At 45.4% G+C, this 25,678-nt stretch carries 23 protein-coding genes; 5 read left to right on the forward strand and 18 right to left on the reverse strand.

Annotated elements, in window-relative coordinates; genetic code table 11:
• Nucleotides 1–20: 20 nt before the first annotated feature.
• The gene (locus ABIB39_RS16950; RefSeq protein WP_354431361.1) at nucleotides 21–644 is read right to left on the reverse strand and encodes a tetratricopeptide repeat protein; all 624 of its coding nucleotides are present in this window, start codon (nucleotides 642–644) and stop codon (nucleotides 21–23) included.
• Nucleotides 645–1,067: 423 nt separating this feature from the next.
• Between ABIB39_RS16950 and lon the strand changes: the two genes are divergently transcribed.
• Nucleotides 1,068–3,545, forward strand: a complete 2,478-nt coding sequence (gene lon / locus ABIB39_RS16955; RefSeq protein ID WP_502916208.1) for an endopeptidase La — start codon at nucleotides 1,068–1,070, stop codon at nucleotides 3,543–3,545.
• Between the two features lie 152 nt (nucleotides 3,546–3,697).
• On the forward strand, nucleotides 3,698–4,666 hold the full coding sequence (locus ABIB39_RS16960; RefSeq protein WP_354431364.1) for a lipid A deacylase LpxR family protein: 969 nt from the start codon (nucleotides 3,698–3,700) through the stop codon (nucleotides 4,664–4,666).
• Here ABIB39_RS16960 and arfB read toward each other — a convergent pair.
• The gene (gene arfB / locus ABIB39_RS16965; RefSeq protein ID WP_354431365.1) at nucleotides 4,663–5,073 is read right to left on the reverse strand and encodes an alternative ribosome rescue aminoacyl-tRNA hydrolase ArfB; all 411 of its coding nucleotides are present in this window, start codon (nucleotides 5,071–5,073) and stop codon (nucleotides 4,663–4,665) included. The genes ABIB39_RS16960 and arfB overlap by 4 nt on opposite strands.
• A gap of 116 nt (nucleotides 5,074–5,189) precedes the next feature.
• On the opposite strand from arfB, the gene cmk reads away from it, so the two are divergent.
• Nucleotides 5,190–5,864 (forward strand): (d)CMP kinase, encoded by a 675-nt coding sequence (gene cmk / locus ABIB39_RS16970; RefSeq protein WP_354431366.1) that lies wholly within the window; start codon nucleotides 5,190–5,192, stop codon nucleotides 5,862–5,864.
• Nucleotides 5,865–6,027: 163 nt separating this feature from the next.
• On the opposite strand, the gene ABIB39_RS16975 is transcribed toward cmk, so the two are convergent.
• The 3 genes from ABIB39_RS16975 to ABIB39_RS16985 form a co-directional block, all read right to left on the reverse strand.
• Entirely contained in the window at nucleotides 6,028–6,327 is a 300-nt protein-coding gene (locus ABIB39_RS16975) for a GIY-YIG nuclease family protein (RefSeq protein ID WP_354431367.1), read from the reverse strand.
• Between the two features lie 66 nt (nucleotides 6,328–6,393).
• Entirely contained in the window at nucleotides 6,394–6,852 is a 459-nt protein-coding gene (locus ABIB39_RS16980) for a deoxycytidylate deaminase (protein WP_354431368.1), read from the reverse strand.
• 69 nt (nucleotides 6,853–6,921) lie between these two features.
• The gene (locus tag ABIB39_RS16985) at nucleotides 6,922–8,532 is read right to left on the reverse strand and encodes an MFS transporter (RefSeq protein WP_354431369.1); all 1,611 of its coding nucleotides are present in this window, start codon (nucleotides 8,530–8,532) and stop codon (nucleotides 6,922–6,924) included.
• 187 nt (nucleotides 8,533–8,719) lie between these two features.
• On the opposite strand from ABIB39_RS16985, the gene ABIB39_RS16990 reads away from it, so the two are divergent.
• Nucleotides 8,720–9,376 (forward strand): LysE family translocator, encoded by a 657-nt coding sequence (locus ABIB39_RS16990; protein ID WP_354431370.1) that lies wholly within the window; start codon nucleotides 8,720–8,722, stop codon nucleotides 9,374–9,376.
• Nucleotides 9,377–9,605: 229 nt separating this feature from the next.
• Here the strand turns inward: ABIB39_RS16990 and ABIB39_RS16995 are convergent, their stop codons facing one another.
• Nucleotides 9,606–11,513 (reverse strand): amidophosphoribosyltransferase, encoded by a 1,908-nt coding sequence (locus tag ABIB39_RS16995; protein WP_354431371.1) that lies wholly within the window; start codon nucleotides 11,511–11,513, stop codon nucleotides 9,606–9,608.
• Between the two features lie 491 nt (nucleotides 11,514–12,004).
• Between ABIB39_RS16995 and ABIB39_RS17000 the strand changes: the two genes are divergently transcribed.
• Nucleotides 12,005–12,715 (forward strand): carbon-nitrogen hydrolase family protein, encoded by a 711-nt coding sequence (locus ABIB39_RS17000; RefSeq protein WP_354431372.1) that lies wholly within the window; start codon nucleotides 12,005–12,007, stop codon nucleotides 12,713–12,715.
• Nucleotides 12,716–13,114: 399 nt separating this feature from the next.
• Here the strand turns inward: ABIB39_RS17000 and ABIB39_RS17005 are convergent, their stop codons facing one another.
• From ABIB39_RS17005 to ABIB39_RS17060, 12 genes are all read right to left on the reverse strand, one after another.
• On the reverse strand, nucleotides 13,115–14,422 hold the full coding sequence (locus ABIB39_RS17005; protein ID WP_354431373.1) for an ammonium transporter: 1,308 nt from the start codon (nucleotides 14,420–14,422) through the stop codon (nucleotides 13,115–13,117).
• A gap of 76 nt (nucleotides 14,423–14,498) precedes the next feature.
• The gene (locus ABIB39_RS17010) at nucleotides 14,499–16,013 is read right to left on the reverse strand and encodes an NADH-quinone oxidoreductase subunit N (RefSeq protein WP_354431374.1); all 1,515 of its coding nucleotides are present in this window, start codon (nucleotides 16,011–16,013) and stop codon (nucleotides 14,499–14,501) included.
• Between the two features lie 5 nt (nucleotides 16,014–16,018).
• Nucleotides 16,019–17,902 carry a DUF4139 domain-containing protein gene (locus ABIB39_RS17015; RefSeq protein ID WP_354431375.1) on the reverse strand — a complete coding sequence of 628 codons (1,884 nt, stop codon included), beginning with the start codon at nucleotides 17,900–17,902 and terminating at the stop codon, nucleotides 16,019–16,021.
• 96 nt (nucleotides 17,903–17,998) lie between these two features.
• A complete protein-coding gene (gene tnpA / locus ABIB39_RS17020; protein WP_354431376.1) occupies nucleotides 17,999–18,388 on the reverse strand; it encodes an IS200/IS605 family transposase in 390 nt (129 codons plus the stop codon).
• Nucleotides 18,389–18,535: 147 nt separating this feature from the next.
• Nucleotides 18,536–20,140, reverse strand: coding sequence for a complex I subunit 4 family protein (locus ABIB39_RS17025; RefSeq protein WP_354431377.1), 1,605 nt, complete (start codon nucleotides 20,138–20,140; stop codon nucleotides 18,536–18,538).
• Nucleotides 20,140–22,203 carry an NADH-quinone oxidoreductase subunit 5 family protein gene (locus tag ABIB39_RS17030; RefSeq protein ID WP_354431378.1) on the reverse strand — a complete coding sequence of 688 codons (2,064 nt, stop codon included), beginning with the start codon at nucleotides 22,201–22,203 and terminating at the stop codon, nucleotides 20,140–20,142. Before ABIB39_RS17030 ends, ABIB39_RS17025 begins: the two co-directional genes overlap by 1 nt.
• Entirely contained in the window at nucleotides 22,200–22,748 is a 549-nt protein-coding gene (locus tag ABIB39_RS17035) for a hypothetical protein (RefSeq protein WP_354431379.1), read from the reverse strand. Before ABIB39_RS17035 ends, ABIB39_RS17030 begins: the two co-directional genes overlap by 4 nt.
• A complete protein-coding gene (locus ABIB39_RS17040; protein ID WP_354431380.1) occupies nucleotides 22,748–23,635 on the reverse strand; it encodes a hypothetical protein in 888 nt (295 codons plus the stop codon). The genes ABIB39_RS17035 and ABIB39_RS17040 overlap by 1 nt, the downstream gene beginning before the upstream one ends.
• Before the next feature lies 1 nt (nucleotide 23,636).
• Complete coding sequence (locus ABIB39_RS17045) at nucleotides 23,637–24,197, reverse strand: TonB-dependent receptor plug domain-containing protein (RefSeq protein WP_354431381.1); 561 nt, start codon at nucleotides 24,195–24,197, stop codon at nucleotides 23,637–23,639.
• A 3-nt stretch (nucleotides 24,198–24,200) separates the two neighbouring features.
• Nucleotides 24,201–24,506 (reverse strand): NADH-quinone oxidoreductase subunit NuoK, encoded by a 306-nt coding sequence (nuoK, locus tag ABIB39_RS17050; protein ID WP_354431382.1) that lies wholly within the window; start codon nucleotides 24,504–24,506, stop codon nucleotides 24,201–24,203.
• The gene (locus tag ABIB39_RS17055; RefSeq protein ID WP_354431383.1) at nucleotides 24,503–25,054 is read right to left on the reverse strand and encodes an NADH-quinone oxidoreductase subunit J family protein; all 552 of its coding nucleotides are present in this window, start codon (nucleotides 25,052–25,054) and stop codon (nucleotides 24,503–24,505) included. Before ABIB39_RS17055 ends, nuoK begins: the two co-directional genes overlap by 4 nt.
• Nucleotides 25,051–25,641: a NuoI/complex I 23 kDa subunit family protein gene (locus ABIB39_RS17060; RefSeq protein WP_354431384.1), complete on the reverse strand. Its 591-nt coding sequence runs from the start codon at nucleotides 25,639–25,641 to the stop codon at nucleotides 25,051–25,053. The genes ABIB39_RS17055 and ABIB39_RS17060 overlap by 4 nt, the downstream gene beginning before the upstream one ends.
• Nucleotides 25,642–25,678: the final 37 nt, after the last annotated feature.

The following is a 25,678-nucleotide window of genomic DNA, read 5'->3' on the forward strand; positions in this document are numbered from 1 at the left end:
CTGATTCCATTAAATACTTTTTAGTGATGGCCAACGGCGGATGACAGTTTTTCTTTAGAAAGCTCTATCAGCGTAGAGATATCAGACCTTCCGGGATTATCGGCCAATACTTTTTCAAGATCACTTACTGATGCCCTTAGGGAATTTATGCCTCTCAACTTATCAAAGGTAGCGCCGGGCTGCAATTTGAATACACCATACTCGCGGTAAGCAATACCACGTGTCTGGAAGCACTTACCATGATCGTTAGGATCAATAGCAATCGCTTTAGTCAAGTCAAAAATAGCCCCTAAAAGGTGTTTTTCGCGCTCTTGGGGCGACAGGTAGGTATCTTTCCCCAAATAACCTTTAGCACGCGCACGGTAGTAATATGCCGTAGCATCTATTGGGTTTATGAAAATAACTTTGGTATAAGCCGCGATAGATTTGCGGTAGTTTTCGCTGTGATAATAAGAGTAACCCAGCATCCAGAAAGCGTTGGCATTGGTAGAATCTACAATACAGGCTTTTTCCAGTTGTTTTACAGCGGCTTTAAAGTTGCCATCCATAAAAGCCTGCTGCCCCATTTTCACATAAGCGTTTTGCGCCGATAGCGTTTCTACCGATGTAAACAGGATCAAAGAAATTATAGCCGACAGCCTCATACTTAATTAGCGGGTATCATTCGTTAACAATACATAAACTACCAATGTGGTTAATTATTATGCCTCCCGTGCAATTTGTTAATAAATTTAGACAAGTGTACAACTTATTTGAATAAAAGAGAGAGTGGCGCACGTAGTGCCGCGGGGTTAATAAACTATGCGGCACCTTAATCCCGCATGACTTTTTTTCCACTTTCCTCAAAATCCATTAAAACCTTTTGTTATTTATTTTATGGCCGCAAACCACAACAAATCAATCATTTACAAACCCTTGGAATTTACCGCGGTTGATTACGGTATATTGGCATAGCTCTTGAAACTGTATATTTGAATATATAACTATTGGCAATTAACCCGTATTTGCAAGGCCGGAGTTTCCGTGCCTGCCATTATGACGTTGTTACCATACATAAAAGGTGATTGATGAGTTTTGATCCGTTCGATTTTAAGAATACCATGCCCTCCATTAATGAAGATTCTGAATTTTTCCCGCTGATGTCGTCAGAGGATGAAGCGGAGATGAATAATGAAGAGGTGCCCGATATTATTTCTATACTTCCGTTGCGCAATACCGTGTTATTCCCCGGTGTTGTGATCCCTATTACCGTTGGCCGCGATAAATCTATTAAACTGATCCGCGATGCTAACAAAGGTACGCGCCTTATTGGTGTTGTTGCCCAGCAGGACGTAAGTATAGAAGACCCCACTTTTGACCAGCTAAACAAGGTTGGTACCATCGCGTTCATTGTAAAAATGCTGCAAATGCCGGATGGTAACACCACCGTGATACTACAGGGTAAAAAACGCTTTACACTAAAGGAAGAGGTGCAAACCGAGCCGTACATCAAAGCGAGCATAGAACCTTTTAAAGAGATAAAAGCTAAAGAGGATAAAGAATTTAAAGCCATGGTGTCGTCTGTTAAAGATATGGCCATGAACATCATACAACTATCGCCAAATATCCCAAGCGAGGCAGGTATTGCTATCCGCAACATCGAAAGCACATCGTTTTTGATCAACTTCATATCATCTAATATGAACGCGGATATGGCTGCTAAACAGGCTTTGTTGCAAACTGCAAGCCTGCGCGACAGGGTAAACCTGGTGCTGGAACATCTTACTTTAGACCTGCAGATGCTGGAGCTAAAAAACCAGATCCAGACCAAGGTGCGTGTAGACCTTGACAAACAACAACGCGATTACTTCCTGAACCAGCAGCTAAAAACTATCCAGGAAGAACTTGGTGGCACCTCGCCGGATCTGGAGATCGAAAACCTGCGCCTGCGTGCCTTGAAAAAGAAATGGGACAAAGAGGTTAAAACCCATTTTGCCAAAGAGCTTGAAAAACTTGCCCGTACCAACCCTGCCGCAGCAGATTATTCGGTGCAGATCAATTACCTGGAGCTGCTGCTTGACCTACCGTGGAATGATTTTACAAAGGATAATTTTGACCTTAAAAGGGCACAAAAGGTGCTTGATAAGGACCACTTTGGCCTTGATAAGGTAAAACAGCGCATCATCGAATATTTGGCGGTGCTTAAGTTGAAACATAACATGAAAGCGCCCATCCTTTGTTTGGTTGGCCCCCCGGGGGTTGGTAAAACATCGTTGGGTAAATCGATAGCTAAAGCATTAGGCCGTAAATATGTACGGATGGCTTTAGGTGGCGTTAGGGACGAAGCGGAGATCCGCGGGCACCGTAAAACTTACATTGGCGCTATGCCGGGCAGGATAATCCAGTCGGTGAAAAAAGCGGGCGCGGCTAACCCGGTATTTATACTGGACGAGATTGATAAGGTAAGCACCGATTTCCGTGGCGACCCTTCATCTGCTTTGTTAGAAGTGCTTGACCCTGAACAGAATAGTACTTTTTATGATAACTACGTAGAGATGGATTTCGACCTGTCTAACGTGATGTTCATCGCTACCGCCAACTCGCTGAGCAGCATCCAGCCCGCCTTGTTAGATAGGATGGAGATCATCGAAGTAAACGGTTACACTATTGAAGAAAAGATAGAAATCGCCAAGAAACACCTGCTTCCAAAACAGCGCGAAGCCCACGGCTTAACGCTTAAAGATGTTGTGGTAAAGGCCGATGTATTGGAAAAACTGATAGAAGATTATACCCGCGAATCGGGCGTGCGTACGCTGGAGAAAAGGATAGGGTCTGTTATCCGCGGCGTTGCTAAAAACATCGCTATGGAAGAGCCATACAATGTACTTGTAAGCAAGAAAGAAGTCGAGAAGATACTGGGCGCGCCATTTTACGATAAAGACCTTTACGAGAATAATGATACCGCCGGTGTGGTAACAGGCCTGGCCTGGACATCGGTAGGCGGTGATATATTGTTTATTGAAGCCAGCCTAAGCCCCGGCAATGGCAAGCTTACCCTAACCGGCAGCCTTGGCGATGTAATGAAGGAATCGGTGATCATAGCGTTAGCATACCTGCGCGCGCATGCAGCTTACTTTAATATTAACCCAAAACTTTTTGAACAATGGGATGTGCATGTGCACGTACCGGCAGGTGCTACCCCTAAGGATGGCCCATCGGCAGGTGTAACGATGCTTACCGCCTTGGTATCGGCATTTACCCAACGTAAAATAAAACCACATTTGGCCATGACAGGTGAGATAACCCTGCGCGGCCGGGTGCTGCCTGTAGGCGGGATCAAAGAAAAGATACTGGCGGCGAAACGTGCCAATATCAAAGAGATCATCCTGTGCAAATCCAACCAAAAAGATATCCTGGAGATCAAAGAAGACTACATCACCGACCTTAACTTCCACTACGTTACCGATATGCGCGAGGTAATAAACCTTGCCCTGTTAACCGATTTGGTAAGCGAACCGCTTGACCTAACGGTGAAAGAAAAAGAAGTGAAACCGGTGGTGGAGTAAGAAAAAGATAAGCTAAATTTATTTCAGCATTTCTCACCCAAGTAATACAAAGCCGGTGGCCCTATTTAAGTTTGGGCTACTCGTTTTAAATCAATACAAAATCAGGGATATTATCCCTGATTTTTTTACATTAGCGCATCGATAATCCCGTAATGAAGAATAAGCTTTTCCTGTTAGCCGTATGCCTGTTTGCAGGTGCCGGCACTTTAGCGCAAACACGTGGGCACGAAATTGGTTTCCAGTCGGATAACGATTCTTTCCTGGGCCAGGGGTCCGACCGTTATTACACCAATGGTTTTTTCCTAAACTACCGCCAAGCCGTTGACTTTAGCAAAATGAAGCACCATGACGCTATTGCGAATTATATCGTAGGGTTCGAGCTTGGCCAAAAGATCTTCAACGCGCAGTCGGGCAGGTTGCCTTCTGCGGATTTTGTGGACAGGCCTGTTGCCGGTTACCTATACCTTGGCTTATCCGGAAACATCATTTATAAAAATGAGACCGCGGTTAAGTTAACAGCACGGGTGGGGATTATAGGCCCGGCAGCAGGTGGCTACGCCATCCAAAAATTCATCCACAACACTTTCGGTTTTTACGAACTTAACACATGGCAGTACCAGGTGCGCAATGCCGCGCAGGTTAACCTAAACTTTGAAGTGAACAAACTTTTGGCACGTGGCTCAAGGGCTGATATTAGCTTCGCGGGTTATGTAAATTTAGGTACAGGTTTTAACGCTGCAGGTATCGGGCCGATGATCCGTTTGGGTAATTTTAACCAGCTGTTCCAATCCGTAAGTACACAAAGCACAGCGAGCAAAAATACAAGCACCCCGCTGCTGCATAATCAGGAACTTTTCTTTTACTACAAACCGCAAATAAACGGGGTGTTATATGATGCCACCGTGCAGGGCAACATTTTTAAGGACCACCCAGAGCCGGGCACGCAAGAGATAGTTGGCGATATCAATCACTTTGTATTTAGCAATCAATTGGGTGTAGCGTTAACCACCAACCGCTTTGTGTTTGATATTGGCGCGGTGATCAACACCCGCGAGGTTAAACAACAGGCAAAAAGCACCCACCAGTGGGGGTCGTTAAGTGTGGTGTACAGGTTTAATTAAAAATCAAAATTCTTTTTACGGTCGGCTTTTTTAGTCGACTGGATCTTTTTATTACCCAGGCGGGCCAGCTTTGCCGCGCGGCTAACCTTGCTTGGTTTGCGTACCTTTGGTTTGTGCAGGGCGTTGGTGATAAGTACTATGAGGCGTTCTACCGCTATCTCTTTATTAAGGAATTGGCTGCGTTCTTCATCGCAGATCACTTGCACCAAGCCATCTTTATTGAAACGGTTTTGAAGCTTTTGGTTTAGCAATAGTTTCTCTTCGTCGGTAAGCAGGATGCTGTTATCGATAGAAAAAAGTAACTCGACCTTGGTTGATACCTTATTTACGTTTTGCCCCCCTTTGCCCCCGCTGCGCGATGTTTTGTAAGAAATTTCTTTCTGCAGGTCGGCCTTAGTTAAGTTCATGGGGCAAATATAGTGAGTGGTTGATTAAGTTGAGTGGTGAAAAGTTCGTTTAGCTTTGTTAACTACCCACTAATCACCATTCAACTAATCAGTAAAAACCGTAACTTCGAACCACGATGAGCAACAATATTATAGTAGCTATTGATGGCTACTCATCATGCGGTAAAAGCACGCTGGCCAAGGCATTAGCCAAAAAACTTCATTACATTTATGTAGATAGCGGCGCCATGTACCGTGCCGTAGCCTTGTATTTTTTAAGGAACAATATTGACCTTACCGATCACGAGCAAATTGAGGAAGCGTTGAAAAACATCCACCTCAACTTTCACTCGCGCGATTACGAGACCCATATCACACTAAACGACGAGGAAGTTTCTGAAGAGATCCGCCAGATGCCGGTATCTGAAAAGGTTAGCGCGGTATCTGCTTTGAAAGAAGTGCGCCGCGAAATGGTAAAGCAACAGCAGCGCATGGGGAAATCAAAAAATATTGTGATGGATGGCCGCGATATTGGCACCGCTGTATTCCCTAATGCCCCCCTAAAGATCTTCATGACAGCCGACCCGGCGGTTCGTGCGCAACGCCGTTACGACGAGATCCACCTGAAAAACCCCGACGTTACCTTAGAAGATATTTTTGAGAACATCGCCCACCGCGATTACCAGGACACCACCCGCACCGAAAGCCCCCTCGTACGCGCCACGGATGCCATTATACTGGATAATACCAACCTTACCCCCGGGCAGCAGTTACAGTTCGCGCTGGATAAGATTGAGGGGTTGAAAGGTTAAAGTTGAAAGCCGAAAGACCAAAGCTGAACGCATTAAAACGCAATTCTGAAACACAATGCAATCGTTTAGAAAACTACCACCATGTCATTTCGAACGAGGTACGAGGAGAAATCTTCTACTCCAAGCTTTAACAGTTGCAAGGCTTAACTTTAAGATCAACCCATTACATTACTTCGTCGTTCAAAAACTTCCAATCAGGATTGGTTGATTTAATTAAGGCATCTTTTTTCTCTCGTCGCCATTTCTTTATCTCTTTTTCTCGTTCAATGGCGTGCTCTATATTAAAGAAATGCTCGTAGTGCACTAAATTATAGCAGTAGTATTTTGCAGTGAATGATTTACCTGTGCCTTTATTTTCGCGATGTTCAAATAACCTTCTGTTTAAATCATTTGTAACACCAATATACAATACGGTTCTGTTGTGATTTGTAGTAATGTAAACGTAATAATTATAATTCCACATGGCGGACACTTATTGCTTGTAGAAGATTTCTCCTCGTACCTCGTTCGAAATGACACCGTGAAAAACCTACTCCCCTGTAAACTGCACCGCATTTACGCCGAAACGGTTCAAAAAATCGACACCTTCATCACTGGCGAGGCCTTTGTACTGGGCATATGATTTATCGAAGTAAACGTGCTTTATCCCGGCAGAGAAAATGAGCCTTGCGCATGGCAGGCATGGCGATAACGTGGTATAAAGCGTAGCACCTTCGAGGTTGGCGCCGTTTTTTACGGCGTACAGAATGGCGTTCTCCTCAGCATGCAGGGCAAGCGAGCAGCTGCCTTTAGAATCTCGGGCGCAGCCTGTTTGAGGCCACTCCTCGTCGCAGTTATGGGTGCCAGCAGGCGGGCCGTTATACCCAATGGATATAATGCGCGTGTCTTTAGCTAAAACGGCACCGACCTGGGCCTTTACGCAGTGCGAGCGTTGGGCCAGGTCGGTTGCCAGGTTCATGAAAATATGTTCGAAACTTGGTTTTTTCATAGTTGATTAGAGATTAGAGATTGGAGATTAGTCCTACCTAATCTCCAATCTCTAATGTCAATTCTCAAATTAGTGTCCTCCTGATGCTTCCAGGTTATCAACGTCGATACCTTGTTTTTTAAGGATGGCGCCGGCTTTAAATGCAAAGAATGCAAGGTAAGCGAAACCAATAACCGGGATAATATATGATTCGTGGATACCGATACCATCGGCAAGGATACCTTGTACCGGCGGGATGATAGACCCACCCAGGATCATCATAATTAAAAATGCCGAACCCTGGCTGGTGTATTTGCCCAAACCTGTAACAGATAATGAGAAGATAGACGGCCACATGATAGAACAGCATAAACCACCGCTGATGAATGCAAATACTGCAACCATACCGGTAGTTAATAAGCCAATCACCATAAATACAGCACCCAGGATACCGAAGATGGCCAGTGTACGTACCGGTTTTTGGTTACCCATAAGGAAACCGATAACCAATAAAGCCACACAACCTGCATAAGGGTAAAGCGTGCTAACATCTGTACCACTAATACGGTTCACAAGTAATACCACGCCAAACGCTATAAACGGTACAACAACAGTTAAGATAAGCTTATTTACTTTGGAAAGGTTAAACGCGGCGATGGCGCCCGTCCAACGGCCTACCATTAAGCTACCCCAGTATAACGATATAAACGGTGCCACCTGATCGGTTTTAAAATTACCGAAAGCAGGGGTTTCTAATAACGAACCCATGTTACTTTGGATGGTAACCTCGACACCTACATAGGTAAATATGGCAAGCATACCGTAAACCAATTGCGGGAATTGCATAGCGCCCCAACCTTGGCCGCCTTTGCCTGCCGACGATGCAGTACCAATAAGGGTGAACAAAATAATAGCTAACGACGCGTAAACAAAGTATTGTTTGTGGATGCCGGTTGCCTGTGCAAGCGGTGTTGCCGCTAAAATAAGCAGGAATGCGATAAAGATAATACCTAACGGTTTATTGGCTTTGTTACTCGATTCTATCTTTTCGTTGCTGGTTACGCTTGGTAATTTAGATACCCAAAAGAACAATGCAACTGCCAGGAACAACACGGCAAGTATAATATATAAGGTGTTTACTGAGGCAATTTTCACTTCTGACGCCGGGATCTTTGCCGATGCCGAACCAAACAGAACGAAACCTACAATAACAGGGCCCCAGATACTACCAAAGTTATTTACACCACCCGCAAAATTTAAGCGGTGGGTGCCTGTTTCGGGGCTACCCAAAGCAACCACAAACGGGTTGGCAGCGGTTTGCTGTAACGAGAAACCTAATGCTATTACAAAGAAGGTGAATAAGATGAACGCGAACGAACCCGAATTGATGGCCGGGATCATGATCAACGCGCCAACAGCCGAAATTAAAAGGCCATATATGATACCGTTTTTGTACCCTATCTTATTAAGTATATCTACTTTGGTTGCTGATGAAGCAAAGTATAGTATCAGCGAGCCGATGAAGTAACCGCCGTAAAAGGTAAAGTCGATCAATTGAGATTCGAATTGTGATAAGCTGAAATGCGCTTTACAAAAAGGGATGAAGATACCATTAGAAGCTGCTAAAAAGCCCCAAAAGAAAAACACGGTAATGATGGTATATAAAGCCGAACCATTACTCTTAGAGTTGTCTTGTGCCATTGTTTAATTAAGGTTAATACTATTGGTGTTTAAAACACTAAACATAAATCAAATTTTATAATTATGACTATAAATTTTTCAAAAATTAAATTACCACTTTATATTACCATTGTTTAAAAGATAAATTTGCATCTTAGTGTCCTGATTTTTTACCTGTAGGGAGAAACAGGATATATAAGCCTACATAATGATAGAAGCCATTATTTCGGGAATTGGATTTGGATTAGTGCTTACGTTTATAACAGGCCCGGTCTTTTTTGCTTTGATAAAAACCAGTATCGAGAGTGGTTTTCAGGCAGGCCTTTCCCTCGCCCTGGGCGTAGTAACCTGTGATATGGTTTTCGTTGGCGCCATCCTATTTGGTTCGCAATATTTTGATGTAACCGCACACGATAAAACCATAGCGGGTATTGTAGGCAGCATCATCCTCTTTAGTATCGGTATCTACTACATCTTTAAAAAGGCCGCGGTTAAGTACAACAACAACATCCCCAGCAAAATAAACCATGCGGGGTATTTTTTTAAAGGTTTTGTGATGTGCATTTTTAACCCAACCGTGCTGCTGCATTGGACGGTTGTAATTGGTGCCGCCAGTACCGTTTACCATGCCGGCGTGCATAACCGCTCGTTTAAAATTGCCGTGATGTTTGCCACCATCCTTATTGTACAATTTGGACTGGATGCTGTAAAGGCGTTTTACGCCAATAAACTCCGCGACCGTATCTCCGTGAAATTTGTACACCGCCTAAACGAAGTTGCCGGGATTGCCCTCATCATCGCCTCGTTGGTATTGGTGGATAGGTTGGTAACGCATTTTATATTTTCGGCACCGGCAGTAACGTAAGCCAAAGCCCCCCAGTTATTAGTGGATAAGTAGTGAAAATCTATTTTCAATTTGTCATGCTGAACGATAGTGAAGCATCTATTCGCCAACATACCTGACGCATATGCACAGTTACTATTAGCTTCTTCGCTATCGCTCAGAATGACAAATACTATTTGGATTGATCGAAACCAAAAGGCGAAAAGTTTACACCTTTCGCCTTTTTCCTTTTAGCTTTCGCCTCAAGCAATTACATATAAGCCCTTTGGTTATTACCTTCCATCCAGTTAACAAAGGCGCGGTTTACAACCTTGTTACCACCCGGGGTTGGGTAATCGCCGCTAAAGTACCAGTCGCCGGTATGATCTGGGCAAGCAATATGCAGGTTATCAAGCGTTTGATAAAGCACCTGTACCTTAGCCGTGATATTTGGCGGGGTAATAATTTTGGCAATACGGTCAGAAATTTCCTGATCGGTAAACGGCGCGTAGATGGCTTTTACATAGTTCTCCACATCCTCTTTAGCCAGTTTTGAGCTATCCTTACATTTCTGGTAAACCTCAACAATGATATTCTCTTTGCCTTGCTCGTTTAACAAACTTATCGCGGCTTCAAAAGCCACGAACTCGCCCATGCGCGACATATCTATACCGTAACAATCAGGGTAACGGATCTGCGGGGCAGATGATACCACCACAACCTTTTTAGGGCCCAGGCGGTCTAAGATCTTCAGGATGCTTTGCTTTAAAGTAGTACCACGAACAATAGAGTCATCCAAAACCACCAGCGTATCGGCATCCTTGTTTATTAAACCGTATGTGGTATCATAAACGTGGGCAACCATTTCGCTGCGGTCGGCGTCCTGGGTAATAAACGTACGAAGTTTTACATCTTTAATGGCTATCTTCTCCACACGTGGTGCAAGTGCCAAAACTTCCGTTAACTCTTCTTCGCTAATTTTATCGTCGCGGTTCAGTAACCTGTCGCGCTGGTATTTTTTTATGTATTTGTGGATACCCTCAACCATACCGTAAAAGGCAACCTCGGCAGTATTTGGAATGTACGAGAATACGGTGTTCTTCACATCGTTTTCCACGGCATCCAGTATCTGCGGGCAAAGCAACCTGCCCAGTTGTTTACGCTCCTTGTAAATAGAAGCATCGCTGCCACGAGAAAAATAGATGCGTTCGAAAGAACATGCCTTTTTCTCCAACGGCTCACTAAACATGGTTTCGGTTATCTTACCGTCCTTTTTTACAATAAGGGCATGGCCCGGTTTTATCTCCTTAATCTCCTCGATAGGGATATTAAAGGCCGTCATAATAGCGGGGCGCTCTGAAGCGGCAACCACTATCTCGTCGTTATAATAATAGTAAGCCGGGCGTATGCCAACCGGGTCGCGCATTACAAACGCGTCGCCGTGTCCTAATATACCTGCAATAGTGTAACCACCATCCCAGTTTTTTGCGCTTTTACGCAATATCTTGGCAACATCCATGTCATTAGCAATCAGCTTGCTAATCTGGGCGTTATCGTCAAGGCCTTCGCGTTTGTACTGGTCAAACAAGCCCTGCACCTCGGTATCAATAAAGTGGCCCATTTTTTCAAGAACGGTCACGGTATCGGCTTTCTCTTTAGGGTGCTGGCCAAGGTCGTAAAGTTGTTGCAGCAGTTCATCAACATTGGTCATGTTAAAGTTACCGGCAATAACCAGGTTACGGGTCATCCAGTTGTTTTGGCGCAGAAAGGGGTGGCAGTTTTCTATACTGTTTTTACCGTGCGTACCATAACGCAAATGGCCCAACAACACTTCGCCGGTAAAGCTTACGTGCTCTTTGAGCCATTCGGTATCAGCCATTTTTTCAGGCGTTTCCTTTTGTATCTCAGCAAACTTTTTCTGGATATATTCGAAGATATCAGCAACGGCGTTTGAGGCCATTGACCGGTGCCTGCTTATGTACCGCTTCCCAGGCTCAATATCCAGTTTAATGGTAGCAACGCCCGCGCCGTCTTGCCCGCGATTGTGCTGTTTTTCCATTAAAAGGTAAAGCTTGTTTAGTCCGTACAGGGCAGTCCCGTACTTTTTCTGATAAAAAGAGAGTGGCTTTAAAAGGCGGATAAATGCCACACCGCATTCATGTTTAATCTGATCGCTCATGATTGGGAATGAGCATGCAAAGGTAAAATTTTATCTTATATTGTGTTTAAACATATTGTCATTAGTTAGTATTTTTTATGAGGTGGGAAAAGAGACCGGGATTGAGCGAATTTTAGGGATTATATGAACGGAGATTATACCATTTATTCGATTATGGGGTCATTGTCTGAAATTGAATTTGATGAATAATAATTATACGCGCACAGGCATTAGGCGCGAGGCCGGTATCCGCTTCTATCGGGTTTAGGGGCGTTAGGTTGTGCTGCCTTCCGCGCGTTTTTACTCACCCGGTCATTGCTTCGCTCGACCACCCTCTCTTCGCTTCGCGGAAAGAGGGATTCAAAATTATTTTTCTCGCGACCCTCTTTGCGCAGCAGAGAGGGTCGCGCACGTAGTACCGCGGGGTGAGTAAATTCTGCAAACAATAAAAACATTCCCTAAATTTACTTCCATGAAAATAGCCCTTGCCACCCCTACCTTCCCAAAATCAATTGCCGACGGAAAAGGGGGCTATCCTCATTTGCTTCCCCGAAACATTTATCCCAGGATATCCGCTTGCAGATGTAACCGTACGCAAAGCCTCTGAAGAAGAGCTAAAAGCGGCATTAGAAAACCTTTGCCGGATAGCCGCAGCAAACAACATTGCTATAATTATGCCGATGGATTGGTACGACAACGGCAAATTCCTTAACGTTGCCAAGGTGATCTCTGCCGAAGGAAAAGTATTAGGCTACCAGACTAAAAACCAGCTCGATCCATCTGAAGATACCACCTGGCAGCCGGGAACCGAGCGCCATATTTTTGAAGTAAGCGGATTGAAATTTGGTATCACCATTTGCCACGAAGGTTTCCGCTACCCAGAATCTGTACGCTGGGCGGCGCGCGAGGGTGCGAGTATTGTATTCCATCCGCACCTGTCCGGCAGCGATGTGCAAGGCACAAAACTCACCGATTGGGGTAACATCAACAGCCCCTACTACGAAAAAGCCATGATGATGCGTGCTTTAGAAAACACCATATATTTCGCCAGTGTTGGCTACACCATGCAATACCAGGAAGCCGCCACATCCCTCATAGCGCCCAATGGCAAATGCCTTGCCTATCAGGCTTACGGTGTTGAAGGTATTATTGTAGCAGAGATCGACCCCGCAAAAGCGACTGGATTATTGGCGAAGAGGTTTAAGGCGGAGTTGTACGAATAGTAAGGGGATCAAGCTGATTAAAAAAATGCGTCTAAAACAATAGCGAGGGTTTTAAACCCATTGCTACAAAAGAAAAATTCTTTGATCTGGAAAATCCCTTAAATCCCGGTTCAGAAAACCGCGATAGGGATAGCAGTGGAAACCCCGGAATGCAGGGCGGCCCCTACCGGCAGGCCGAAATGAGGAGTTGTAACGGATATGAGCCCAGGTTCAAAAGATACTGGGAAATCGCCCCATATCCCGCTAAAATATCAAGCAGGCTATTTACTCACCCGGTCATTGCTTCGCTCGACCACCCTCTCATCGCTGCGCGGAAAGAGGGTTTCAGAATTATTTTTCTTCCAACCCTCTTTGCGCAGCAGAGAGGGTCGCGCACGAAGTGCCGCGGGGTGAGTTATCCTACAACCTCTCCCCGTGCTGGCTGATATCCAAACCTACAACTTCATCTTCTTTTGATACACGCAGAGGTGAGATCATATCGGTAACTTTTAGCAATATTACCGACCCGAAGAATGAGAAAAGTGATGTGGCTACCAGCGCGAATAGCTGGATGAAAAACAAATGGGTATGGCCGAAGAAAAGGCCGTCGCCGGTTACATTGGCGGGGTTTACGTTGTGGTTGGCAAATACGCCGGTTAGCAGCATACCCACCATACCGCCTACACCATGGCAGGGGAATACGTCTAAAGTATCGTCGATAGTGGTGCGGGTGCGCCATTCTACAACCAGGTTACTCACCACGGCAGATATAATACCGATGGCCAGCGAGTGTGGCACACTCACAAAACCTGCTGCCGGGGTTATGGCTACCAAACCCACTACCGCACCAATACAGGTGCCCATAGCCGATGGTTTGCGGCCGCGCAGCATGTCAAAAAAGATCCACGTTACACCCGCCGCGGCAGATGCTGTTGTGCTTGTTGCCAAAGCAGTTACCGCCAAATGGTTCGCGCCAAATGCCGAGCCCGCGTTAAAGCCAAACCAGCCAAACCATAGCAACCCTGTACCTATCATTACATAGGTGATGCGTGCCGGGGCGTGGTTGGCCTCGTTACGGCGTTTCAGGAACAGGGCCGACGCCAAAGCCGCCCAACCTGCCGACATGTGTACTACCGTGCCGCCTGCAAAATCTAACACGCCAAGTTTAGCCAATAAGCCATCCGGGTGCCAGGTGGCATGTGCCAATGGCGAAAAGATAAATATGGAAAATAGCACCAAAAATATAATGTACGAGTTGAAACGGATGCGCTCTGCAAAGGCACCGGTTATTAGCGCCGGGGTTATAATGGCGAACTTTAATTGGTACATGGCAAATAATAACAAAGGGATTGTTGGCGCGGCGGGCCAGCTGGCATTTCCCAGCATCCCTTTCATCATAAAAAAAGTAGATGGGTTGCCAATTACGCCGCCAATGCTTTTACCGAAGGCTAAACTGAAACCAAATATGCCCCAAAGCACGGTAATGATAACCATACACACAATACTTTGCAGCATTGTAGAGATTACATTCTTTTTATTCACCATTCCGCCGTAAAAAAAGGCAAGGCCGGGGGTCATAATTAAAACCAGGGCCGTAGACATCAACATCCAGGCGATATCCCCGGTATTGAAGTTAGATTTTATGTTTTTATCGTATTCTACGGATGGAAAAATAAACGTAAGTGATAAAATTACCAGGATGACGAGGAAAGGAAAGTAACGCTTCATATCAAATTAAAAACCATTTATTAAAACGGCCTCAATTTATACAATTTTAGTAGACATTTTATAAAAAATGAAACAATTACAATAAGTTTATCAATTTATCGGGGATAAGTCCGAATATTATTAGCAATAATGCAATAACCGAAGAAAAAATTACCAAATTACGCGAATACGGAATTTCGTTCGGGATAATTTCGGTGCGTTTTAAGAATAAGTTAAGCGGGATTTTGATGTAATAAAATAAACCTACCACGGTGGTGACCGCGCCGGTTATCAGCAAGGCCATCAGCCAGACATCATGCGTTTGCTGATACACGCCATACACTGCAGAAAACACCACCACCTTCCCCGTAAAACCCGCGCTGATGGGGATACCCGTTAGCGAGATAAGTACTACCACAAAACAAACAGATGCCAGTGGGTATTTAAAGCCCAGGCCTTTATAATCGCTAATGTTGGTGATGCCTTCGTTATTTTCAAAGTAATTGGCAAGCATTAGCGCGGCGATGTTTGCCAGGCCGTAAACAAACAGGTAGTAGGTTAAGGCTGTCAACCCTTGCCCGCTAAAAGTTACCACGGCCATCAAAGCAAAGCCTGTATGCGCAATGCCCGAGTAGGCCAGCATCCGTTTCACACTATTTTGCCAAACCGCCGCGAAATTACCCACCACCATAGTTACAATACCCACGGCAGATAGCACCAACCTAAAGTTTAGCCCCGCCCAGTTGATATACATCCCGCTGGAGGTGATGAATGGTGTTACAAAATTTACCAGCAAGGCAAAGCCCGCTATTTTTGGCAAGGTTGATAGGTATGCAGTTACCGGGGTCGCCGCGCCTTCGTAAACATCCGGCACGTAAAAATGCGCCGGCACCAGCGACAGTTTAAACCCAATGCCCAGTAAGATCAGCGTGAGCGCGAACGATACACTTAAGTGGTTCACCTGGATGAGCCCTTCCTGCATCTCGCGCGAGAAGATATCCAGCGTACCGCAATAGGCATAAATAAGCGAGATGCCATACAGCATTACCGCCGATGCCGCCGCGCCAAACAGCACATATTTTAACCCCGCCTCTGTACTTTTGGCATTGCCCGAATGGTAAGCCGTAAGCAGGTACGATGCAAGGGAAACCATTTCGATAGCAAGGTAAATAGATAACAGGTTTACCGCCATCGCCATTAAATGCAAGCCCAGTACGGAACCGATGACAATGGTGTACAGGTCCGACAATCCTTTTTTATGCGATGCCAGTTTTTTATCACAGGCAAAATAGAATAGCAGCATCATCGCCAGCACATCTATGATCAGTTTAAAAACGATGCCTGTGTGGTGCAGCATCAACATACCGCCAAAAAAACGGGCGGTGTCGTTAGCGTTAAGGCTCAATTTTTGGCTGATGACCTGTACAATTACCAGCATCATCCCCCCCGTTGCCACCGCGCGACACAACGCTGCCGACCGCTTGCCGAATAAAAGATCTGTCACCAGCACCAAAATAAACAAGGCGGTTAAATACAACTCGGGCACAAAAAAGCGCAGGCCGCGTAATACTTCGTTTAACTGGGTGGTAACTTCCGGTAACAGATCCTTCATTTATTTTATTGTACTATAACTAACTGGTTTTTTGGATATTTAACCTGGTATTTTAAATGTAATTGTTTCTCGTCCAAAGGTTTCAGGCTTAGGCTCCACGATAGTTTGCCGCTAAGCTTATCCACCTGCGCGCCGCTCACGTCCTGCGTTTCTACCTCGATGCCTGAGTTTTGCGATACCGGCACCTGGTCTTCCACCAATAAATTCACGGGCTGGTTCTTACGGTTTTTCACGGTGATGAGCCAGTCGCGGGTTTCTTTTTTGTTGGAGCCGAAGCCTTGTTTCCCGGTCAAATCTTTTTGCAAGGTACGGGTTACTACAATATTTTTATCGGTACCTAACGATAAATTTAAGGTATCGGCAGTGGCGTGGGTATCAATCAACGATTTACCTATGAACGTGCCCTCGAAAAACAGGTTGGCTTCGCCCGATAAAAAGTTGTATTTGTTCCAATCCGTAATGCGCGCGGTAAGGAATACATCGGTACTTAATTTAGGTGCCACAAAGTATTGGTAGATGGCGTCGGTGCTTACTTCGTTTATCTCTACCAGGTATTGTTTGCCATCGCTTGGCACCGTGTATGGGTTGGCAATGTTAAACTCCACATTGGTTTGGTTTTCTACTTGTTGCACTTCAATTGGGTTAGATTGGATGCTGGCAGCGCCACGGATATTAACCCCTGCCACTTTACCTTGTAGCTTTTGTACTGCTGATGAAGTTTGTTTATCCTCCGAGCTATATCCCACCACCACAACTTCATTCAACGTATTAGCCGCTGCTTTGAGGCCAATATTTAAAACCGACTGGGCGGTCCGTTCCGTTTTTTCGTACCCGATGTAGCTGTACTCTAAAATTGCGCTGCTGTTTGGTACCTGGATAGAATAGTTACCCGCGGCATCTGTTTGCGCCCCTATAGATGTTCCCTTTACACGGATGGATGCACCCGCAATTGGCAAGCGGTCATCCTGGCCAATTACTTGGCCCGTTACTTTAGTAATAGCCGATTGCTGGCCGCTGTAGTACATGCCATAGGTTAAGTAATATGGGCTAAGCTCGGGCTTGCCACCGCTAACCGTTGGGTTACCGGTAGATAGGGTAAGTTTTACGTTTTTCCAATCCTCGCCGCTTTGCTGCCTCACATTTGCTTTGTATGATATGGTAATGGGGCTGTTCACATTTTTAGCCCTGATATCGTAAGTAGGGAACCAGTTGGCATTGTTAACCAGGTAGGTAAGCGTAAACTGCGATTGCAAAGCTACCTTAGCTGAAACCGTTACCAATATATTACTGGTAACCGTGCTGCTGCCTCTTACTATCTCGTTAATTTGCTTAGCGTAACGTTGCTGCTGCACGTTAAGATCGGCTACCTGGTTGTTTATCAGTTGTTCCTTTTTTTTAATTTCGGTAAGGCGAATGGTTTGGTAATCCAGCGCCTGCTTTAACTTTAGCACATCCAGGTTGCTGTTTTGGCCGCTTACCACCTGGTTTTTCACCAGCATATTGTATTCTTCCTGGTTGATGGTGAGCGAATAGTTTAGCAGCGATATTTTATCATTCAGGACTTTTTGCTGGGCCTGCAATTCGTCTACATGCTTTTGTTTGGCTTGCTCGTTCAGGTAGTTCAGCTCGTGCTTTACCGATAAGATGGTAAAATCGCCGGCAGCACGCACCTGGATGCTTTGCACATCTATACCGGGCGAGATATTCTCGAAAACTAAAGTCGACGTACCCGGCACCACATTAACGGGCGATGTGCGGGTTACTTGCGCCCCGTTTAAAAACAGGGTAACCTTTTGCACTTTCGATACGATCTTTTGGGAGTCATCCGCATTAGCGATATGGGTAAGGCTGATGAACAGGCAGGCAATAAATAATAACTTTTTAGTCATGATATTTAATTTTACCTGTATGATGCGCAAGCCATAAGTTTTCCATAAACCTGTGTCGAAATAATTAAGATTTGTTTATTGATTCTTTTATTTCCTTTAATTCAGATTAAAATCTTTATTCTGATGATGCTTTACCTGATTAAATATGTAATTGCGGACTTTTTTGAGGCTATCCGGGCTTACCGAAAATACGGCGAACCCATCTTGCCACATAATATACTTTTCGGGTTGATCTTTAAAGTGCTCCCACGAACTGCCTTTTATTGTTTTTACGACCTCCGCTATTGATTGGTCGGTTCTTAATCTTACTAATAAATGTATATGGTCTTCAATGCCATTAATGCAGTCGATATATATTTCATAATCTGAAGCTATTGATCTGATAACCTGAAAAAGTTCTTTCCGTAAGTCAATAGTTAAGATCGGTTCACGATTTTTTGTAGACCAAATCAGGTGTACCCAAACGGCAGAATAAGTACGGGGCATATTATATATATATATATCATTTTTATAGCGATGGGTATGAAACCCATTGCTATTTATCAATTCTAATTTTTAAAGTTATTTTTAAATTCACTTTTTAGCGATGGGTTTATACCCATCGTTACTTATACCCACCGCTACGTTGGTTAATTATTTTGCCTGTATAAATTGCACCAGCGCCAGTACCGAATCATTCACCTTACCCAATACCAGCGATGGCAGGATGCCCAACAGTAAGGCGATTAATGCCAGCGGCAGCAGGGTTGCCGTTTCGCGGAAGTTGACATCTGTTAGGGCTGTCTTCCAAACGTCGCCGCCTTTTAGGGAAACGGTGCCGAAGAACATACGTTGTAAGGTCCACAGGAAGTAGGCCGCGCTCAGTAAGATGCCCACCGAGCCGCAAATGGCCATCCAGTAGGGTAGCAAGCCGTTTACCGAGTGTGATTTAAATGCCCCAGCTAAAGTAAATGCTTCGGCCACAAAAGCCGAGAAGCCCGGCAGACCTAACGAGGCAAAAAACGCCACCATTACATAAACCGTATAGCGCGGCATCAGCGTGCCTAACCCGCGGAAATTGTAAATATCCCTGTCGTGTACCCGGTTGTAGATGACGCCTACCAGGAAGAACAGCATGGTTGATAAAAAGCCGTGGCTCACCATTTGCAGCACCGCGCCGCTGATACCTTCGGCCGTGTTGGAGGCAAGGCCTAACAATACAAACCCCATGTGTGATACCGACGAATAGGCGATCATGCGTTTCAGATCGCGCTGGGCAAGGGCGTTAAATGCGCCGTATAATATGGAGATCACCCCTAATAATCCTAACCAGAAAGCGACCGATAAGGCAACTTCCGGGAAGATGCCCATGCAGATGCGGATGATCCCGTAACCACCAATTTTTAGCAGGATACCTGCAAGGATAATAGATACCGGGGTTGGCGCTTCCACGTGCGCGTCTGGCAGCCATGTGTGCAATGGCACTACCGGCACTTTAATGGCAAAAGCGATGAACAGCACCACAAAGCCCACAGTACGCGCAGGCATGCCCAGTATGGTGGCGTTGCTAAGTACCGAGAATACCGACCCATCGATATAATTAGCCGGGTTCATCATGTGGATCATATTGAAGGTGTGGCTGCCTGTAACCGGGTCTTTCACCGACAGGTATAAACCCACCATAACCAGCAACATAAACACCGAACCAAACAGCGTGTACAAGAAAAATTTGATAGCCGCGTACTCGCGCCTGGCACCGCCCCACATCCCTATCAGGAAGTATAGCGGCAACAGCATTAGTTCGTAAAAAGTATAAAAAAGGAAGAAATCCAATGCGCAGAAAACGCCGATAACGGCCATATCCAACAGCAAAAATAGCGCGAAGAAACCTTTTAGGTTGCTCTTTATTTCCCACGATGCAACGGCGGCTATTACCATTACCAGCGAGGTCATCACCAGCAGCGTTACGGAAATGCCGTCTATCCCCACAAAATATTCTATTTGCATTTTACCTGCGCTGCCCAGGTCGAGGCTTATCCACGGGAGCTTTTGCACGAACTGGAACTGGCCCTCGTGGTTGATGCCCGCGTGTGCCGCCCCTGTCTGGAAATGCAGGTAAATGTAAATGCTGAAACACAGCTGCAAAAAAGTAGCCGCAAGCGTGATATATTTAAAACTGGCGCGCAGCGAAGACGGCAGCAGCAGAATAACTAAGCCAAACAAAATTGGGGTAAAAATGAGCAGGGTTAATATATTCATCAGGTCCAGATCAGTTTTAAAATAAATACGGTGATCAGCACTAAAAGCATGCTGTATAAATAATATTGAATTTTACCGCTTTGAAAACGACGGGCAAAACCGCCAATGCCATGTACCACGCCGGCCACCAAATGCAACAGTCCGTCTACAATGTTTTTATCGAACCAGGCGGCAACCCCGGCTATGGCCCTGCCCACTTTTTCGAGTGAATTTACAAAGCCGTCTACCACTTTTTTATCGAACCAGTACAGGGCATTGCTCAACCAAATTACAAAACGTACAATAACACGGTTATAAAACCTATCGATATACCATTCGTTAAACGAGATACGGAACAACAGCCCCTTTTGCGGGAACGACCATGTATTGCGTTTTACATAGATCACGAACGCGCCGTACATCACCACCACACTTAAAATAACCACAATAAGGGGGACAAGCACATGGTACAGGTTTTCGCGGGCGAAGATATTAGTGAGCAGGAAGCCTTTGTACAGCCAGGCATCCTCGTAAAACACAGGGCTGTAACTAAACACCGGGAACAAACAGCACAGCGCCAAAAACACCAGCGGCAGTTTGTATTGCCAGCCGCCATCACCCATGTGAATGTGAATATGCGGGTTCACCTTTTGCAGGCGGAAATCGCCAAAGAAAACTTTAACGATGAGCCTTGCGATGTAGAACGCTGTAAGCCAGCTGGTCAGCAGGGCAAAGTATGGGACCAGTTTCAGCAGGAATGGCTTGTCGTCGCTCCAGTCGAAGGCCTGTATCAGGATGCCGTCTTTAGACAGGTAACCGGATGTTAAAGGTAAACCGGCCAACGCCAAACCACCTATTAACGTGGCGATAAATGTTAGCGGCAGTTTTTTGCGCAGGCCACCCATGTGCAGGATATTTTGCGGGTCGATATCGAGGTTGTTATCGTCCTTAATATGTTTCATTTGGTGGATAACGATCCCCGCTACCAAAAACAGCAGGCACTTAAAAAACGCATGCGTTACCAAATGGAACAGCGACGAAGCATATGCCCCCACCCCCATCGCCATCACCATAAAGCCCAATTGCGATATGGTGGAATATGCTAAGATCCGTTTTAAGTCGTTTTGCGTAAGGGCGATGGTTGCCGCCATAAACGCGGTAAAACAACCGATAACCGCCAGTACGGTTAGCTCGGTATCGTTAAACATGGGGTAAAACCTGCCTAACAAAAACACCCCTGCCGCCACCATGGTAGCCGCGTGGATCAACGCCGAAACCGAGGTTGGCCCCTCCATGGCATCGGGTAGCCAGGTATGTAACGGGAACTGTGCCGATTTTGCAGCCACGGCCAGGAAGATGCCGCCAAAGGCGATGTACTGATACGTAGCCGGGATGTGGTTAACTGCACTTGTCCATTCGCCGTTGGCGATGGTGGCATTGGCGATCAACCCCTTTGACCCGAACAGGGCTTCTATATCAAAAGTATTGAATTGGGTGTACAGGATAATGATAGCGGTAAGCAAACCGATATCCCCTATCCTGTTCATAATAAAAGCTTTTTTGTTGGCTATTACCGCACTGTTGCGGGTGAACCAGAAACCGATAAGCAGGTAAGACGAAAAGCCCACCATCTCCCAAAAGGCATACAGCAGTATCAAATTATCTACCACTACCAGCGCCAGCATACTAAAGCAAAACAGACTTAAATAGCGGAAGTAACGGCTGTAACCGTCATCATCCTTCATGTAAGCGGTAGAGTAGATATGCACCGGCAGCGCGATCACCGATACCAGCAGCAACATCAGCACCGATAAATTATTAAGCAAAACACCCGCTTGTACTTTGGTGGCCCCAATAGTAAACCAAACCTGCTGCGCGTGAATGGTGTGGTTGCCCCAAATTTTTAAGAACACATTGGCGGCAAGTACCGTGCTTGCCCCAATAGCCAGCGTAGATACCCAGCCCGACGCCTTGCTTTTACCCAACAGTAAAAAGTTTACCAAAAAGGCAGCAAAAGGCAACGCCACTGCAAGTATTGCAAGAGTTACGGTTTGTACATCGGTATTTGGTAAGGTTGGGTTCAAATTTTAGTTTTTGCTTTAATATTAATCCTGACAATTGCCGGCTTTATGCCCAACCCGTTTTCAGACTCTTTTTCGAAAGTAATACTTTCAATATCCGAGGCAGGGAGACTATATAGTTTCCGTTGGCTGTCTATATTCTTAGCAGCCAAAACACTTCCATCAGTAGACAATACATACATTAATCTGCTGTCATCTCCTGCGTTAGCTATCAAATATGAACTGTATTCTTTTGAGAAACCGGCAAACTTTTTTTGATACGTTTCAATGCCCCATTTTTTTGTTACGATAATAATTGCGCCATCATTTGCCTTTTCACCATATTCCTTAACCGCGTTTTTATTACTTACTATATAAACTTCTAAAAGATCTGCCTCTTTAAATTGGGGTTGCACTTTTGTGAGTCGACCATCGATTACATATAGTGGCTTACTTTTAGCAATAGGCGCGTCGTGGATGATAAATACCGCACCTGCAGTATCTTTGTTCACCTGTCCAAAAGCAGCAAACGTTATAAAAACCAATAATATAACCAGTAACCTTTTCATCAGTTTGCCGCTTGGTTTAGTTCAATTACTAATGTCGCGGGTTGGCGGTTCTTGCGGGTTCCGCGGGGGCCGGTAAAGGTTGCCCCTTTTATATCTGCTTTGGTGGCCTGTTCAAAAAGGTCAAGTTTGTTGGCGCCCGTCAGTTCGATACCGTTTGGCAACAGGTAAACCACGTTGGCATCGTTGCCCCGTCGCGAGCGGATGTACGATTTATAAGCCTTGGATAATGTTCCAAATTTCCATTGGTATAGCTTGGTACCGTACTTTTTGGTGGTGACGTTTACCGTGGTATCATTATCTTTCGAGCCGGCAAATTTTGGCTGGATCAGCGTATCCATCTTCAGGATAGTAGCGGTATCGATATCTGATAGTTTGCCGTAGCTCACCTCCTCATTCAGCACAAATCCCTTTTGATTAACCTGTTGTTTGGGCAAAGGCAGCAAAGTACCCGGCAGATCAGCAGGCAAGGCTTGTTTCGTTTTAACGATGAGCGCACCGGCAGCAGCCTTTTGGCCGTACATCATTTTAGCACCTTTTGGCTTGATGACCGATATATCCAGGATGCTCTCGGGTTTTAGGTCTTGCAGGCGGCCGTTGTAAACGTTATCGTTTACCATAACAAACGGGCGGTCGCGTTCTTCGGGCGGGTCTTTCAGCACCAGTTTTTTGGTGACACTATCTACCGAGAAAAACGGATAAGCTACCCGCTCCTCTTCCTCAACAGTTTCTTCTACCCGGGCTTCACTCCCGCTTGAGCGGTGTCTCGACGAGCGTTTTTTTGTGTGCCTGGTGCTTTGCTTCGCCTTCTTTTTTGATGCATGCTTCTTCCGCTGCGCAAAAGCGCCTACGGTAATTAACATCAGCATTATTAAAAGCAGTTTCTTCATTTTAGTTTTTCCCTTGTCTTTCGGTTTCTGCTTTCTTAGCAGCATGCTCTTTCTTATAGGCTTTGGTAACTATGATCACAACCCCGTTTTTACCTGCAGGGCCATATATGGAAGTTGCCGACGCGTCTTTCAGAACCGAGATATTATCGATATCCTGGGGAATTAAGCTTTGCATGCCTGCGGCGGTCGATTTTTTACCATCAATAATGTACAACGGGTTTATTTTAGCAGTATCTGATTTAGCCGCTGCAGTTGGTTTAGATAACAGGTTGATACTCCCTTTATTTTTCTTGGTAGTGATCAATATTACCCCATTCAAACCCTCCGCGCCATATATAGATGTTGCCGATGAAGATTTTAACACCTCCATCTGTTCAATACTTTTTGGGTCGATGCTTTTTATATCGCCTTTATATTTCACGCCATCAACTATCACCAACGGGGGCAAATTATTATTGGTAAAGCCGTTAATAGTAGTGATCTCCTTTTTTGTTGTATCGGGCTTTTGCGCCATAGCGCCAACCGACAAGAACAACGCGCAAACAACAATTAACTTCTTCATATCTTAATCTTTTAACTGGTTTATTTTATCAGGATCTATGGTTTTGTAACGGCGATAAACGTTCAATATTATAGCCAGCGCAACCGCTGTGGTAGCAGCCGCCAAAACGATGGCGAACAGCGCGAACACCTGCCCGCCGTTATTTATCCTATCATACTTGCCAAATGCTACCAGGTTTAAAATGGCGGCGTTAAGCATCAACTCTATCCCTATCAATATTTGTATCGCGTTCTTTTTTGATACGATGATAAACAGCCCGATGCAAAACAGCACCACGCTCACCAGCATAAAATCCTGCAAACCTATCATGCTTCTACCGGCTCCTTTCTGGACAAATGCGCCGCGCCAACCAGGGCTATCATCAGCAATACCGAGATCACCTCGAACGGCAGCAGGTAGCGCGTCATCAAACTTACGCCAATATCGTTGATACCTGTCCCATTCACCGGCACTATATTTTTTGTAACGATGGCTGTTTTTATCCAGGGTAGGTTGTTGATGTCCGCTTTAAAAACCACGTTAAGCATCACTACTAAAAACAGTGCGGCCAGTATAAACGCCGGCAAATTATGCAGACTTATAAACTTAGTCTTCTGTTGTTCCGCGGTAGCCAAAGCATCCTTGCCCGAAAGCATAAAGGCGAACAGTATCAGTACCAAAACACCGCCTACATAAATTACAATTTGGGTAACGGCCACAAAATCGGCCAAGGCTATTACGTATAACCCGGCGAGGCCAAACAGCGTTACGAAGAACATAAAGATGCTGCGCACCAAATTTTTGCCAGCAGCTACCACCAATGCCGAGCCCAGCGTTACAAACGCCATCAGGTAAAACATCACTTGTACTAAACTCACGCTCCGCCCTCCCTTGCCTTCATGGCAGCTAATTTGGCGGCTTGCTTTTCGGCGGTCTGGCGTTCCAGCAGGTCGCGTTTTTCGGCAGCAAGTTCTGGCGACATATCCGAAAACTCGTAGGTAAGATTGCTTAGGTCAAATACCGTTTTATCGTACTCGTTAGTCATCACAATACACTCTGTTGGGCACACAATGGTACACAGCCCGCAGTACATGCACTTGGCCATATCAATGTCAAACTGGGCGGCGTAAAGCAGTTTCTTAGACCCGTCGGATGTTTCGCCGATGCTGCCCTCGGTAGATTTTATGGACTCGATGGTGATACAGTTTACCGGGCAAATTTTGGCGCAAAGGTCGCACACGATACAGTCGTCTATCTCCACATCCAGTTGATAACGGCCAACCTCGGGCACGGGCAGTTCCTGTTTAGGGTACTGGATGGTATTAGTATTATTTTGCTGATGGAAGTAATTATCGTTGGTGATGGGCGTTACCTGCCTTTTGGCATTTGAGGCAAACAAGGCCCTGATGGTAAGGGATAAGCCTTTCCATGCCGTTGTAAAACCGTTTATTGCCCGTTTGATCAAATCCTAAATTCTAATTACTAAATCCTAAAATATAAAT

The sequence above is a fragment of the Mucilaginibacter sp. UYP27 genome, assembly GCF_040547175.1.
Lineage (GTDB): Bacteria > Bacteroidota > Bacteroidia > Sphingobacteriales > Sphingobacteriaceae > Mucilaginibacter.